Here is a 13,660-nt window from a genome sequence, read left to right on the forward strand (position 1 = left end):
GTCTTATCGATGCATAGTTCACCCATCGATTCGCTATAGCCTGGCCACAAGTGAAGGACCGCGCTGCCCCGCCCCCGCAATGCCTCGGCTCGCGCTGCGCTGCCAGGTAATAAAAACAAAAAGACCCGCACCTACAAGGTGCGGGTCTGCATGGTGCGCCCGAAGGGATTCGAACCCCTAACCTTCTGATCCGTAGTCAGATGCTCTATCCGTTGAGCTACGGGCGCGTGTGGCGGAGGCGAGAGGATTCGAACCTCCGGCCCGTCGCAAGACAGGCAACTCCTTAGCAGGGAGCCCCATTCGGCCGCTCTGGCACGCCTCCAAAACCACTGGCATCGATCCCGCTTCAGCAAGGCTGCCCGCCATTGCATGAGCATTGCGTTCGCCATTGCGTGGACGAGACCAAATAACCGCAGCCAATCCTACAGAACACAAGAATTGAAAAGCAAAACACCCGCGAAGCCACCAAATACGGCACCACAAATAGCGACCACACCTTGGGATTTCGCCGGGATTCTGCACTGACCAATCCGGGTCATGTTCTACAGTTAGGCCTATGACCAACGATGCATCTTCAGTTCAGCCCCAAACCCGCGCCGACCTCGAACAGGTTCCTGCCTATGTCCCGGGCAAGGCAGTGCCCGGCGCGCTGAAGATTGCGTCCAATGAAATGACTCAGCCGCCGCTGCCCTCGGTGGTGAAGGCCATCTCGCAGACCATCTCTGACCCGGCTACCAGCCCGAACCGTTACCCGGACATGGGTGCGGTTGACCTGCGCACTAAGCTCGGCGAGCACCTGGGGCTGCCCATGGAGCAGGTCGCGGTCGGCTGCGGCTCCTCCGCTCTGTGCCTGCAGCTCGTGCAGGCTACCTGCGCAGATGGGGATGAGGTCGTTTTCCCGTGGCGCAGCTTCGAGGCCTACCCCATTCTCGCTCGCGTCGCCGGGGCCACTCCAGTGCCGGTGCCGCTGGATGCGCAGGGTCGCAATGATCTCTCAGCTATGGCCGCTGCTATCACCGACCGCACACGCCTGATTTTTGTATGTAACCCCAACAATCCAACGGGCACGACCGTCACTCGCGAGGCATTCGCGGAGTTCATGGCGCAGGTTCCGGGCGATGTTGTGGTTGCTCTCGACGAGGCCTACATCGAGCTGGTGGACGAGGCCACTCACGCCACTACCCCGTTGGCGCATGAGCTGCTGGATACCTACCCCAACCTGGTCGGTTTGCGCACGTTCTCCAAGGTCTACGGTCTGGCCGGCCTCCGCGTGGGCTACATGTTCGGCCCGGCGAAACTTGTGGAGGCCGTGAATAAGGTCGCCATCCCCTTCTCGGTAAACACTCTCGCGCAGATTGCCGCGCTCACGTCGCTGGACGCACAGGAGGAGCTCGCCGCCCGCATCGCTGAGGTCCGTGCGCAGCGCGTCGCCGTCACCGAGGCCATCAACGCCGCCACCGGCCGCGAGACAGTGCTGCCGAACTCGCAGGCCAACTTCATTTGGATCGGTGAGGATCGGATTGCGGATCTCTCTTCGCTTGACGACGTCTCGGTGACCACCACCACGGATCTCGGTGACTTCCTGGCAAAGCGCAACATTCTTATCCGCTGCTTTGCCGGTGAAGGCGCTCGCATCACCATCACCACCGAGGAAGAGACCTCGCAGCTCCTGACGGCTCTGGGAATCGCGCCCTTAAACAGCTAACAGCTAGCACGCGCCAGCGCGACCGTTGGTCGCGCCTCCGCTGTGCTCAATTGCGCGTGCGATGCGGTTAAGCATTTGCTGGCCGGTCTCATAGGTGCCGTCGTCCGGCTGGGCTGCGATAGCGACACCAACGAAGGTACCCGGCTTTTTACCCGGCAAGTAGCCGAACTGTCGCACGAGGTAGACACCCTCATCGTCGGGGCCCCAACCTCCCTTGAAGTGCGCTCCGGGAAGGCGTCCAAGGCCGTAGGACTGCTCGTCGGCAACTTTCCCCATAAGGTCAGCAACCTGTGGACCCGCCTTTATGCACTGCAAATTAGCACCGAAAGTCGCCTGGTCACGAAGATCCCACTGGGTCTGCCCGAACACTGTGTATTCCGCACGAATGCGGTCAGTGCCCATGACAGTGCGAGTGTCGTGGCCCTCTCGGAGAATCTCGTTAGTATTCGCACCTGCGGTCACATCATCGCCCAGTGAGTACCACATGGCCTCAGCCGCATCGTTGTCGGAAACGGTGATTGCGGCCTCTACCTGAGCGTCGACACCGAATTGGCGCACGTAGGCTACGGCGATTGGCACCTTGGAGGTCGACCAGGCCGGGCCAGTTTTAAAGTCACCCGTGGAGACCACCTGGGAGTCCTTATTCGGTGTGGCTAGTGCGGCACCGGCCAATCCACCGAATTCCTGCTGCGCGGACGTGACGGCCTCGACAACTTCGCGGGGCATCTCACCGGGCACAACTTTCCCATCGGGGGATGCGCCGCTGGGGCCGTCGTCAAGCGGGTTGGCAAGCGTTGGCGACGGCATGGCCGAGGAGTCGGAGTCCGTGTCGATGGTGCAGGCGCTGAGACCAAGCGTGACGACGGTAGTTGCGGCCAGGGCTACTCGGAGGCGCTTAGACAATATGCACCGTCGCATTCGTACCGCCGGTGCAGGTGACCACGTCGCCGTTGTCGCGGCAGGTCATGGTGTACGTCTTACCGGTCTTCGGACTATTGGCGGTGACGGTACCGTTGAGCTTCTTGGTGACTTGGTAGTGCTCAACAAAAGCATTGCGCACATTAGTGGCAAACGGGCAGGTCGTGATGTTGCCACCGACATTTTCTGCGTAGACCAGGTTCAAATCCCCTGGATCGCCAGAGCCGGAGCAAAGCTGCCAATTGGACGGCGGAGTGAAATCCTCAGCGCGACGCTTCTGCTCAGAGGTCGACGTCGTAGAGGTTTCCTCACTTGTCGTGGACTGCACCTGTTGGGATTCCGATGAGGTACCGCTGGCTGAATTCACGCCTTGAGAATTAGAGAAGTAGAAATAGGCCATCGCGCCTACGAGAAGCGCGACGGCAATGATTGCCAGGACGATGACAGCGATGGTCAGCCCTTTATTGTCATTGCTCGGCGCGGCAGCCGGACCAGCTTGCGGGGCGGGAACATAGGAAGCGGGTCGGTACGGCTCAGGCTGCTGCGGCACCTGCTGCGGCTGGAAGCTCTGCGTTTGGTACCCAGACGCGCCCACTCGAGATTCATCCACGGCGCTCCATGCATTTGCCGGGGTATCTGCAGAAGGCTGAGTGTCTGACTCGGACGGATCTACACTCCACTCGCCGAACGAGTCGTCCGAGTGGTTACTCCGATTCGTTGTCATTTCTCGACCTTTTCCCTCGATACCGTTCACCAGTTTGTCGCTGAATGTGTGTCACAGCAAATCCGAGCTTACCGGTTTTGGCAACTTCTCAATGCCGATTTGGGCGATAGCACGCATGGGGACCGGTCCATATAACGCATGGGGGCCAGTCCATGTAAACGACAAACTGCGGATTCACGGATACGCCTAACCCCCGGCCGCACGCGGCCGGGGGCGCATCTTCACCTCACCTGTTAGCGGTGGGGCGCTTATTCGTTAAAACGGCCACCACGACGGCTTTGCAGCCTTTTTCACGACTACCTTTTCGCCGCCGACAACCCAGTTTTCATTCGGATTAAGAACGGAGCCCACGTAGGCGTAGCCACCGTTATCGAACTCGCCCTCGTAGTCCGGTGCCTTGTAGGTGAAGTCCACGGCGACGGACTTGGAATTATTGACGGTCGGGTTGTCCTGGAAGTATCCGAGGAAGCCACCTTCCTTCCAGGACAGGCGCACCTGGCGATTGCCGTTGCGCTCGGTGTCTTCGTACTCCCCCTCCTTCAGCGTGTAAATACCGCCGCCGAGGACGTTGTCCTGCGACTGGCGAGTCACACGAACGAGCTTAAAATCAGCCGGGATGTTGTGACCGATCCCGCGCAGCTTGGCGTTGCCGTTGACACCGACGACCTCAATACGGATGGTGACCTCGTCACCCGGGCGGACCTCCTTGCCGCGGATGATCTGCGAGTACACATCGGCAGACCATGCCGGGCCACCGATGGTGCCGAGCTTCACCTTTGGAGCGCTCGATTCCGGCAGCTTCAGGCCAGGCGAGTTCAGACCTGGCGAGTTCAGACCCGGCGAGGAGAATCCCGGGGACTGAGCCATGGCCGGAGCGCCGAACCCGAAGGTAAGGCCAGCAGCGAGGGTTACCGCCGCAATGGCGGTGCGAGAACGGCGACGAGAACGAGGGGCCTTGACGTCGTGGGCGCGCATATTGTGCATGATTGAGAAGCTTTCTGTGAGAACCCGAGGTTTAGCGAACGTGGGCGAGAGCTGGAATTACTTACCGGTTAGCGCCCGGGGACTTCAGCCCCGGCGACTGGAGACCCAGGGAACCCGGCGACTGGAGCCCCGGGGACCCCAGCGAGCCACCCGGAACACCCGGAATGTCCGGAATGCCCGGAGCCGGAGCTTCCCGCTTCACGAAGAGCTTCGGCCCCATGTCATGCAGCTTCTCAATCTTGTTGCCCGGGTTGAAGTGGATTTCAGTTCCGGTATTCAACGAACCGTCGGCAATCTCATCGGTGACGCGGTACTGCCATGTGAAGCTCACAGACGAAATGGTTGGGGAACCCCATGCCTGGTCGATGCGGCCGGCCTTGAACTCCACCGCGCCGTTATTGACGAGCCCTATCCACTTGTCGGACTCGTTCGGGCTCGCCCAGTCCCCGTCGCCGACCTTGTATGTCGCCGAGTTGGCCACGTACTGCAGGCCATCCGGAATGACATCGGTCATACGCTGAATGTAGGACTTAAACAGCTTCGGATTGTTGTCCGTGTAGGTCAGGGTAAAGGTCACGACATCGCCAGGCTTGACGACGGCACCCGCGACACCATTAACCTCAACGGATCGCGTCACATTGGACTTCTTCCAGCTGTGCGTTGCGCTGGAGACAACAGTGGCGGAAGTTTCATCGATGGCATCGGTGACGGTCTTGACAATTGCGTCAGCACCCGGAAGTTCCTGAGCATGCGCAGTGGCGCCAAACCCTGCGAAGGTCATACCTGCGGCAAGGGAAAGCGCAGCGATGCGGGTAAGACTGCGATTACGAGAGATACGAGTTGCCATGAGTCATGGGCTCCTTTTAAACGATAAGGGCGGGAAAGCCTTGCGGCAGGAGAAGGCCAACGTAGCCTTCAGTTGCAATCGGAGTGCAATACGCTTGAAGCTAATTAATGCTTGAAGCTAATTAATACAGTGTTTATTAACGGTGGCAACCAGGAACTATTTTTCAGACAGCGACAAAATTAACGGAAATCACAACGACACAATAGTCACATCAGTCACACGCTCCTACATGTGTCACCGGCGCACAGCGGCCGGAATACTTTTAAACATAGAAATACCCAACGCCGTGAAGTGGCGCTTCTCTATCCCCACCTGAAACTGACACCCTTTCCCCTCCGCGAAGAACCACCCCTGTAACGCCATTGCAGGGCATCGCATTAACCCAATTACACACCCATTTTGACTACCCCATTCCGGGGTATCAATAAGAAGCTCCTGAGATCTCGCCGTTTTACCCTGAAAGCGCACACATCCAGCTTTAAAGAAAGATAAGGAAAACCCCCGGTAGAACAACTACCGAGGGTTCCCAACTGCGGAAGCAGGGGGATTTGAACCCCCGGAGGTGTGACCCTCGCTGGTTTTCAAGACCAGTGCATTCGGCCGCTCTGCCATACTTCCAGTGCCAACATCATAACCGCATACCGTCGCCAAGCGACAAACGCCCTCCACAACGGCTCGCGCCAGAGCCTTTCACCTACGCTCCGGCCCCGACACCCGCCCTCAATATCCGCCTCTGCGGACATAACTATTTTTGCTATTTACAAAAGAGTCGGAAATCCCGCGTGCGCAACCAGGTTTTGCATTACCTTTGAAAACTATGAAGGCAATCATTCAGACTGATCTTTCCAACCCCCGAGCCTTGGAATGGGCCGAAGCTCCGGATCCGACTCTCGAGGATGGGCAGGTACTGGTCAAGGTCAAGGCCGCTGGTGTAAATCGCGCTGACCTGCTACAGGCTGCCGGCCACTACCCGCCGCCGAAGGGCGTGACTGAGACTCTCGGTCTGGAGTGCGCGGGCGTGATTGAAGAGGTCAAGGGCGACTCCCAGGGCTGGAAGGTCGGCGACGAGGTCTGCTGTCTACTCTCCGGTGGCGCATACGCCGAAAAGGTCGCGGTTCCGGCTGGTCAGATTCTTCCACTGCCGGAGGGCTACTCCTTCACTGAGGCCGCGTCGATCGTCGAGGTTGCCTGCACGGTGTTCTCCAATGTCGTGATGATTGCAGGCCTGAAGGAAGACGATCTTCTGCTGGTCCACGGCGGTGCGGGCGGCATCGGCACCTTCGCTATTCAGATGGCCAAGCAGCTCGGCGCTCGCGTCGCCGTCACCGCCGGTTCGGCGGAGAAGCTGGCCAAGTGTAAGGAACTCGGCGCTGACATCCTTATCAACTACAAGGAAGATACCTTCGAGGACATCATCGCGGCTGAGGGCGGCGCCAATGTCATCCTGGACATCATGGGTGCAAAGTACCTCGACCGAAACGTCAAGGCTCTCGCTAAAGATGGCCACCTGGTCATCATCGGCATGCAGGGCGGCGTAAAGGGCGAGCTCAACATCGGTCGCCTGCTGAGCAAGCGCGGTTCAATTACCGCCACCGGTCTGCGTTACCGCGATTTCGCGGACAAGGCGCGCATTGTCAACGCCACCGAGGACACCGTCTGGCCAATGCTTGCCGACGGCTCCATCACCCCTCAAATTCATGAGGTCATGGAGATGCGCGACGCAGCCAAGGCCCATGAGCTGCTCGACAGCGGTGCGGTCAGCGGCAAGATCATCCTGACCGTCTAGTAATGACCGTCTAGCTACGGCCGCCTAGTTAACCGAGCGAGGCCACCGCGCGCACTAGCTGATCAATGTCGTGTGGTGTGTTGAACGGCTGCAAGCCCACACCCACGGCACCGCCGGCCTCATCGATTCCCATGGCATCCAGCAGGGGCGACTCATAGGCATCCACAATGCTGGTCACCAGGCCATTGTCCAACAGCCTGTCCACGACCACCTTCGCCGAAACACCGTCGACCAGGAAGCTAATGCGCGGAATGTGCTGTGCCCGCGACACGCTCGAGAAAGAATCATCTTCGGTATCCACACCGATGATGTACACCCGCGGTAGATTCATCAGCGCCGCAATGAGGCGCTCCGACAGCGTCGTCAAGTAGCGGGAGACCTGCGGCATTGCCGTTTCAATGCGATGCCTGCGCGACCCCCGCGCCGAGGCATCCAGCGATGCCAGGTGCAATACGGACTCCGACACACCGCCGAGCAGTGCCGGCGACACCGGAGAAACTTCGATTCGCTCGACCCCGCGCGCATTCGGCACATAGCTTAACGACGTCATACGCTCAAACATCTCAGTGTCCCGGAAAACCAGCGCGGAGACCTCGGGCCCTCCCAGCACCGACGCGTCAACCAACATGATGTCCGCGCCCAGCTTGTTCATCGACACATCGCGGTAGGCGGCAATATCCGATGCGTCGACGAGAACCCAGGCCTCAGACTTTGCATGTACGCGACGTGATATCTCGGCGACCGGTGCAATGGTGCCGACAAACGGATCCGCGGCCGGGACGACGACGAGACGAGTGTGCTCATCTACAAGATCGTCGAACTGCCAGGATGGCAATGCTCCCGTGGACAAGTCAGCCTCGGCGATGCGGACCTTTGCACCGTAGAGATCTGCAGCCCGGCGCAGGGGCGCGTGCACAACCTGCGAACCGATACGGGAAATCACCAGGTTGGAACCGAGCGTCAGCCGCCGATTCATAGCGGAGCTGAACTGCTGCATAAGTACCTCACGCGATGCACCCAGCACAACGCCAGCGACCGGACCGCCGGTGAGATCTGCGAAAGCCCGGCGCGCGCTGGTGGTCAGCTCAGCTGCAGCTGGAACACCCGAACTGCGAGACTGCCCATGAGCACCCACCCCGGCCTCACCTGGAAGGGATTTCGGTGCGCTGCGGAAGGAAGAACTCATCCCAGACAACACGCGTTCGGGCACTTGGGTACGTTTACCCGCGTTGAGGTATGTCCACCCGTCGGAAAGCGACGAGTATGCGCCCCTGGTTGTCGGCACATCGAAGGCCATGCGAACCCTTTCCCGGTTTCAAATTCACGCTGCGATATCTGTTTTCAGGATTAATTGTGCAATTAGCTGTACATCAAACCGTGCAATCACCCACGCATCTAACTGTGCGTCGATTGCCCATCTTAGTTACAGCGGCGATTGTATGTAAGTTTCTTGAGGTCGCATAACTGGTCGTGAAACCCGCCGCATAAACGATCGTATAACCCACCTCGGAAGCACTGTGCCCCACTGGCCCCACAGTTCGCGCCCAAGTTCCGAACCCTTTTTGTGGCCACCATTCGCCGCCACAGCGTGGAAGAATGGCTCGCCCGGCACTGTCGGTATTCAATCCAATCCGCCCTAGCTAGTAGTTTGGAGACGTGACTAACGCAGAAAATGATCGCCAACCCGCAGATGCAGTCGACCAGTCTGCCGATGCTGCGCGTAATGGCCTCAACGGCGACACAGGTCGCACTGACCGCACTGGTCTCACTGGCCGCACGGAGGAGACTCTCCGCCACGACATCGCGCGGATGATTGACGCGACGGGTGAGGCACCGGCCATCAAGTCACGCTCACGCACAATGAGCGCCGCCTGGCGGGATCTGGTGACAGGCTTTGGCCAGCGCGAACTGTGGCTGCAGCTGGGCTGGCAGGACATCAAGCAGCGATACCGCCGCTCTACGCTCGGCCCGCTGTGGATCACCATCGCCACCGGCGCCATGGCCCTGGCCCTCGGTCTGCTGTACTCCCTGCTGTTCCAGCAGGACCTGGCGTTCTTCCTGCCGCACGTGACCGTTGGTCTGATTATCTGGGGTTTCATCTCCGGCTGCGTACGTGAAGGCGCAACCGTCTTCATTGAAAATGAAGGTCTCATCAAACAGTTGCCCAGTGCGCTGAGCGTCCATGTCTACAGGTTGGTGTGGCGCCAACTGCTCTTCCTGGCCCACAACATGGTGATTTGGCTGATTCTCATTCTGGTCTTCCGGCCAGATTTGGGCTGGAATTTCTTCCTGGTCATCCCGGCATTGGCACTACTGGTGGTCAATGGTGTGTGGGTGACGATGTTCTTCGGCATCATCGCTACGCGCTACCGCGACGTAGCCCCCCTACTGGACTCCCTGATTCAGCTGGTGTTTTACATGACTCCGATTGTCTGGACCACGAAGACGCTGGAGGAACAGGGCGGTGCCGTGGCCGAGCGGGCACGCATCGCGGAAATCAACCCGCTGTTCCACTACCTCGAAATCATCCGCGCCCCACTGACCGGCCAGCCGGTGGATACCTACCACTGGTGGGTTGTCCTCGCCTGCACCGCAGTTGGCCTGCTGCTGGCACTCGGGGCCATGAAGCTGTGGCGCTCCCGCGTGAGCTACTGGGTTTAGGCCGCAAGGGCCGTCGTAAAGCGAATAGAACTAGCAAGGGATAAGCATGGTCAGCATTGATACTTACAACGCGTGCGTTGACTTCCCCATTTTCGACGCCAAATCGCGGTCGATGAAGAAGGCGTTTCTCGGCGCCGCGGGTGGTGCGATTGGCCGCAATGATTCCAACGTCGTGGTCATCGAGGCGCTGAAGGACATCAACATCCACCTGCGTGAAGGCGACCGCGTTGGCCTGGTCGGACACAACGGCGCGGGAAAGTCCACGCTGCTGCGGCTGCTGTCGGGCATTTATGAGCCCACGCGCGGTGCCGCCGATGTGCGTGGACGCGTGGCACCCGTGTTCGACCTCGGTGTCGGCATGGACCCGGAAATCTCGGGCATGGAGAACATCATCATCCGAGGCCTGTTCCTCGGACAGACTCGCAAGCAGATGAAATCCAAGCTCGACGAAATCGCGGAATTCACCGAACTCGGCGACTACCTACACATGCCACTGCGCACCTACTCCACTGGTATGCGCGTGCGCCTGGCGCTCGGCGTAGTCACATCCATTGAGCCGGAGATTCTGCTTCTCGACGAAGGCATCGGCGCCGTCGACGCCGCATTCATGGCGAAGGCCCGAACGAAGCTGACCGAATTGGTCGATCGCTCCGGTCTGCTGGTGTTCGCTTCGCACTCGAATGAGTTCCTGGCGCAGCTGTGCGACACCGCTCTGTGGATTGATCACGGAACGGTTCGACAGGCCGGGCTTGTCGACGAAGTGGTCGAAGCCTACGAAGGTAAAGAGGCCGCCGACCAGGTGCGCCACGTGCTGGCGCAGCGGCGGTAGTGGCCAAGCGGGAGTCTTGGCCGGGGTGCAGCTGAGAACTTGGCGGGGAATCGGTTGCGGTTCAGTAGTGGCCGGGCGAACGGCACGCGGGTAGCTCGGGTGGTCCGCGAATTGCCCACTCGAGGCAACATGGCAAGATAGACAGCAATAAAAACAGCGATAAACGGTATTTCCCCGTTGGAGAACGAAGTGAGCGAAGTGAGCGAAAAATCGGCTGCCCGCCCAAAGCACGATGAGGCGGCAACGGCCACAACGGCCGCAATCGTGGTAACTCACAACCGCATCGAGGACCTGCGTCAATCGCTTCCCATCGTTGCCGGCCAAACCCACATGCCGAAGTGGATCATCATTGTCGACAACGGCAACGACCCAAAGGTCAAAGAGCTCGCTGATGCGGTGGCGGCGCGGCAGTCGTCGGCAAGCGGATCGGCACCGGAGATTCACTACATCGGCTCCAAGACGAACCTCGGTGGTGCCGGTGGCTTCGCGCTGGGCATGCTGACCGCGCTGTCGCTGGGTGCCGAGTGGATTTGGTGCGCCGACGACGACGGCCGGCCGGAGGACTCCTACGTGCTGCAGGCGCTGCACAGCTGTGCGCGACGCCACCAGCTCGACGCTGTCTCGCCGGTGGTCTGCGATATCAAGGCCCCGAACAAGCTGGCATTCCCCCTGCGCCGCGGGCTGGTGTGGCGTCGTCAGCGCGAGGAGCTTTTCGAAAGCGGCATCAACCCCAAGCTCCCAGCCGTGCACGATGCCGAGGGCACGAAGTGGTTCACCAACTTCGCAGACCAGAAAGCTGCGACGGGGCTCGAACTGCCGAGCGACCTCGAAACCATCGACGGCAACCACGACCTCCTGCCCGGCATCGCATCCCTGTTCAACGGCGCGCTGTTTAGTGCCCACTCGCTGGAGCAGCTCGGCGTTCCCGACTACCGCCTATTCATCCGGGGCGACGAAGTCGAGTTCCACCGCCGTCTCGCCCGTTCCGGTCTCCGTTTCGGCACATGCTTGACGACGGCCTACCTGCACCCCTCCGGCTCGGGAGAATTTGTGCCCATTCTCGGTGGCAAGATGCACACGCAGTACCCGACCGATGACTTCAAGCGCTACTTCACCTACCGCAACCGCGGCTACCTGATGAGCCAGCCCGGCATGCGCAAGCTCATGCCACAGGAGTTCCTGCGCTTCGGCTGGTTCTTCCTGGTCCAGCGTCGCGATGTCCGTGGCTTCTACCGTTGGTTCAAGCTGCTGAAGCAGGGCCGTGCGGAGAATTTCGAGCGCTTCGACCCGAAGTCGAAGTAGTTCGCGCTTGTTACAGCTCGAGCTGGGGCTGGTGAGGCTGGGGCTGGCCTGCATATTTGACCTCGCTCGGGTCGTGTAGTCCGCATTTCGAGTTCTCAGTGCGCAAAAGTGTTAACTAAGCCCCTGGTTCCCTTCTCCTCCACTGACATGTCGATGAGGTATTCACTCATCGATGCGCTACAGCCTGCGCATAAGTGGATAGTCCTACGATAAGTGCGTGGGCCAGGCCAACAGCATGGCCATAAGTCCTGAAAAGTCATCGACAAGTGGCGGAAAGTCGGCCATAAGTGAGCACTACGGACAAAAAGCGTCGATGAGTCTTGAAAAACCGTCGATGAGTGAGGTGAAACTGGCCATAAGTCGCTGGAAATCCGAGCCAATCCGCTCGAAATCGTTCTTCGAAATCGTTCCAAGTCTTGTCAGCGCAATCGCAACAGATCAGCAGCTGAACTTAGCTGGCTTCGCGTGAGGTCGATGCGTTTTCCAAGAGCTGCAAACGCTGCTTACGCTGCTGGATTCTGGACTCACGGAGCTGCCGATCTTTGTACGGGACAGTGGCTTGATGAAAACGCCCAACCTCGGACGAAAATACCAACCCACCTGCCTGAATACGCTGACTCTGCCGAATAGCGAACTGTCGCAAGACCTCCACGCAGTCCCCATTAATGACCTGTGACCATTGGAAGCGGAGTACATCTAAGTGGAGGTTCCTCAGACGCTTCTCGCGAGCTTGCTCTTTCAGAAGTACAGTTTCCGTAGCTGCTACCCCGCCACCGGAATACTTAGTCAGCCCATCGAACTCGATGATCAAATTCAGATGAGGCACATAAAAATCGACGCGCCCATCCGCCGCGAAATTACTATGCAAATGCAGGGATTTGCCCTTAACTAGCCACAAGCTTTCAAAGTCCTTCACTTACATCTATAGATTTCAGGTGTTTTGGTGCATTTTTACATTTAGACGAGATGCATAAAACACATACCCCATTAAACAATCACGGGCAGCCGCACTGAGAACTTCGTGTAGTTCTACCTGCGGGTTTCTAGATTAACCAAGAAATGAAAGACGCCCTGTAAGCGTGATAAGTGCGTTCTCCACCATGTGCACGGAAGGGGGACACTCTTAGCATGGTGGATTTTATTTTGAATAACGGCGTTATAGGTGGACAAATCGCTCTACCTCATGTAAACATGTTTACATGAGTGGATCGGTAATTAGCTTGCGTGTTAATGCCCAGCAAAAGGAGCGCCTTGATGCGCTTGCTTCTCGAACAGGGCGATCTGGGGCGTTTTATCTTCGTAAGGCTCTTGATTCCTATTTAGATCAACTTGAGTACGTATACATACTTGAGGCAGAAGCTGAGGCAGCTCGACGCGGCGAGCTAGAGACAATTTCGCTCCAGGAACTAGAGGACGAGTGTGGCTTGGTCGATTAGGTTTACTCCGCGTGCTGCAAAATCTTTCCGGAAGCTTGATAAGCCAGTACAAAAACACATCGGTAAGTTTCTCCGTGAGGTAGCAGAGTTAGACGATCCTCGCGTGCGCGGTAAGGGACTCGTTGGAGACAAGTCTGGCTTGTGGCGGTGGAGAGTAGGAGACTACCGGGTAATTTCCTCTATTTACGAAGATGTCGTAGTCATTAACGTCATCGATGTTGGCCACCGGCGCAATATTTACCTGTAGGCATACCACTAACCACCGTCGCCCCTGACATATGTCTTTCCATATGGCGGGACATATGTCTCTCAGAAAGCAGTATCACCTGTACTTTCGGCGGCAACCAAATCTATTGATTTGGGCGGCAGCCCAACGAGCCGTAAGGCGAGGCGGGAGCATAAACCGTAACCCACATTGAACAGTTTTGTTGATTGATTGGCTAGGGATATAGATCTACAGGTATATAG

At 58.4% G+C, this 13,660-nt stretch carries 14 protein-coding genes and 3 tRNA genes; 8 read left to right on the forward strand and 9 right to left on the reverse strand.

All coding sequences use genetic code 11. The features are described from left to right. Nucleotides 1-151 precede the first annotated feature (151 nt). Both Q0U90_RS03685 and Q0U90_RS03690 read right to left on the reverse strand, forming a co-directional pair. Nucleotides 152-227 (reverse strand) — tRNA-Arg (locus Q0U90_RS03685). A 3-nt stretch (nt 228-230) separates the two neighbouring features. Beyond that, nucleotides 231-322, reverse strand: a tRNA-Ser gene (locus tag Q0U90_RS03690). A 234-nt stretch (nt 323-556) separates the two neighbouring features. Between Q0U90_RS03690 and Q0U90_RS03695 the strand changes: the two genes are divergently transcribed. Next, on the forward strand, nt 557-1,705 hold the full coding sequence (locus Q0U90_RS03695) for a histidinol-phosphate transaminase (RefSeq protein ID WP_297451805.1): 1,149 nt from the start codon (nt 557-559) through the stop codon (nt 1,703-1,705). A gap of 3 nt (nt 1,706-1,708) precedes the next feature. Here Q0U90_RS03695 and Q0U90_RS03700 read toward each other — a convergent pair whose 3' ends face one another. The 5 genes from Q0U90_RS03700 to Q0U90_RS03720 form a co-directional block, all read right to left on the reverse strand. Then, the gene (locus Q0U90_RS03700; protein WP_297451808.1) at nt 1,709-2,608 is read right to left on the reverse strand and encodes a hypothetical protein; all 900 of its coding nucleotides are present in this window, start codon (nt 2,606-2,608) and stop codon (nt 1,709-1,711) included. Continuing rightward, the gene (locus tag Q0U90_RS03705) at nt 2,601-3,347 is read right to left on the reverse strand and encodes a hypothetical protein (protein WP_297451811.1); all 747 of its coding nucleotides are present in this window, start codon (nt 3,345-3,347) and stop codon (nt 2,601-2,603) included. The genes Q0U90_RS03700 and Q0U90_RS03705 overlap by 8 nt, the downstream gene beginning before the upstream one ends. Nucleotides 3,348-3,602: 255 nt before the next feature. Next, on the reverse strand, nt 3,603-4,331 hold the full coding sequence (locus Q0U90_RS03710; RefSeq protein ID WP_297451814.1) for a hypothetical protein: 729 nt from the start codon (nt 4,329-4,331) through the stop codon (nt 3,603-3,605). A 61-nt stretch (nt 4,332-4,392) separates the two neighbouring features. Continuing rightward, on the reverse strand, nt 4,393-5,178 hold the full coding sequence (locus Q0U90_RS03715; protein ID WP_297451817.1) for a hypothetical protein: 786 nt from the start codon (nt 5,176-5,178) through the stop codon (nt 4,393-4,395). Nucleotides 5,179-5,711: 533 nt separating this feature from the next. Beyond that, nucleotides 5,712-5,796, reverse strand: a tRNA-Ser gene (locus Q0U90_RS03720). Between the two features lie 199 nt (nt 5,797-5,995). Between Q0U90_RS03720 and Q0U90_RS03725 the strand changes: the two genes are divergently transcribed. Beyond that, complete coding sequence (locus Q0U90_RS03725) at nt 5,996-6,964, forward strand: NAD(P)H-quinone oxidoreductase (protein ID WP_297451820.1); 969 nt, start codon at nt 5,996-5,998, stop codon at nt 6,962-6,964. A gap of 28 nt (nt 6,965-6,992) precedes the next feature. Here the strand turns inward: Q0U90_RS03725 and Q0U90_RS03730 are convergent, their stop codons facing one another. Then, nucleotides 6,993-8,261: an aminotransferase class V-fold PLP-dependent enzyme gene (locus tag Q0U90_RS03730; RefSeq protein WP_297451823.1), complete on the reverse strand. Its 1,269-nt coding sequence runs from the start codon at nt 8,259-8,261 to the stop codon at nt 6,993-6,995. A gap of 359 nt (nt 8,262-8,620) precedes the next feature. Here Q0U90_RS03730 and Q0U90_RS03735 point away from each other — a divergent pair, with 359 nt between their 5' ends. The 4 genes from Q0U90_RS03735 to Q0U90_RS03750 all read left to right on the forward strand — a co-directional run bounded on the left by Q0U90_RS03735 (nt 8,621) and on the right by Q0U90_RS03750 (nt 12,225). Continuing rightward, on the forward strand, nt 8,621-9,625 hold the full coding sequence (locus Q0U90_RS03735) for an ABC transporter permease (RefSeq protein ID WP_297451825.1): 1,005 nt from the start codon (nt 8,621-8,623) through the stop codon (nt 9,623-9,625). A gap of 46 nt (nt 9,626-9,671) precedes the next feature. Then, on the forward strand, nt 9,672-10,454 hold the full coding sequence (locus Q0U90_RS03740) for an ABC transporter ATP-binding protein (RefSeq protein WP_297451828.1): 783 nt from the start codon (nt 9,672-9,674) through the stop codon (nt 10,452-10,454). 198 nt (nt 10,455-10,652) lie between these two features. Next, complete coding sequence (locus Q0U90_RS03745) at nt 10,653-11,756, forward strand: glycosyltransferase family 2 protein (protein WP_297451831.1); 1,104 nt, start codon at nt 10,653-10,655, stop codon at nt 11,754-11,756. 217 nt (nt 11,757-11,973) lie between these two features. Continuing rightward, nucleotides 11,974-12,225: a hypothetical protein gene (locus Q0U90_RS03750; RefSeq protein ID WP_297451834.1), complete on the forward strand. Its 252-nt coding sequence runs from the start codon at nt 11,974-11,976 to the stop codon at nt 12,223-12,225. Here the strand turns inward: Q0U90_RS03750 and Q0U90_RS03755 are convergent. Beyond that, entirely contained in the window at nt 12,208-12,624 is a 417-nt protein-coding gene (locus Q0U90_RS03755) for a hypothetical protein (protein ID WP_297451837.1), read from the reverse strand. The genes Q0U90_RS03750 and Q0U90_RS03755 overlap by 18 nt on opposite strands. Nucleotides 12,625-12,955: 331 nt before the next feature. On the opposite strand from Q0U90_RS03755, the gene Q0U90_RS11615 reads away from it, so the two are divergent. Continuing rightward, entirely contained in the window at nt 12,956-13,192 is a 237-nt protein-coding gene (locus tag Q0U90_RS11615; protein WP_366516622.1) for a ribbon-helix-helix protein, CopG family, read from the forward strand. Further along, the gene (locus tag Q0U90_RS03760) at nt 13,176-13,439 is read left to right on the forward strand and encodes a type II toxin-antitoxin system RelE/ParE family toxin (protein WP_297451840.1); all 264 of its coding nucleotides are present in this window, start codon (nt 13,176-13,178) and stop codon (nt 13,437-13,439) included. Before Q0U90_RS11615 ends, Q0U90_RS03760 begins: the two co-directional genes overlap by 17 nt. The last annotated feature ends 221 nt before the right edge of the window (nt 13,440-13,660 follow it).

This window comes from uncultured Corynebacterium sp., from assembly GCF_946998835.1.
In the GTDB taxonomy this organism is placed as follows: domain Bacteria; phylum Actinomycetota; class Actinomycetes; order Mycobacteriales; family Mycobacteriaceae; genus Corynebacterium.

Bases quoted from the DNA above. Each gene is read 5' to 3' on its own strand.
- Q0U90_RS03725 (WP_297451820.1), top strand. From the start codon at position 5,996: ATGAAGGCAATCATTCAGACTGATCTTTCCAACCCCCGAGCCTTGGAA.
- Q0U90_RS03715 (WP_297451817.1), bottom strand. From the start codon at position 5,178: ATGGCAACTCGTATCTCTCGTAATCGCAGTCTTACCCGCATCGCTGCG.
- Q0U90_RS11615 (WP_366516622.1), top strand. From the start codon at position 12,956: ATGAGTGGATCGGTAATTAGCTTGCGTGTTAATGCCCAGCAAAAGGAG.
- Q0U90_RS03740 (WP_297451828.1), top strand. From the start codon at position 9,672: ATGGTCAGCATTGATACTTACAACGCGTGCGTTGACTTCCCCATTTTC.
- Q0U90_RS03730 (WP_297451823.1), bottom strand. From the start codon at position 8,261: ATGGCCTTCGATGTGCCGACAACCAGGGGCGCATACTCGTCGCTTTCC.
- Q0U90_RS03695 (WP_297451805.1), top strand. From the start codon at position 557: ATGACCAACGATGCATCTTCAGTTCAGCCCCAAACCCGCGCCGACCTC.
- Q0U90_RS03705 (WP_297451811.1), bottom strand. From the start codon at position 3,347: ATGACAACGAATCGGAGTAACCACTCGGACGACTCGTTCGGCGAGTGG.
- Q0U90_RS03710 (WP_297451814.1), bottom strand. From the start codon at position 4,331: ATGCACAATATGCGCGCCCACGACGTCAAGGCCCCTCGTTCTCGTCGC.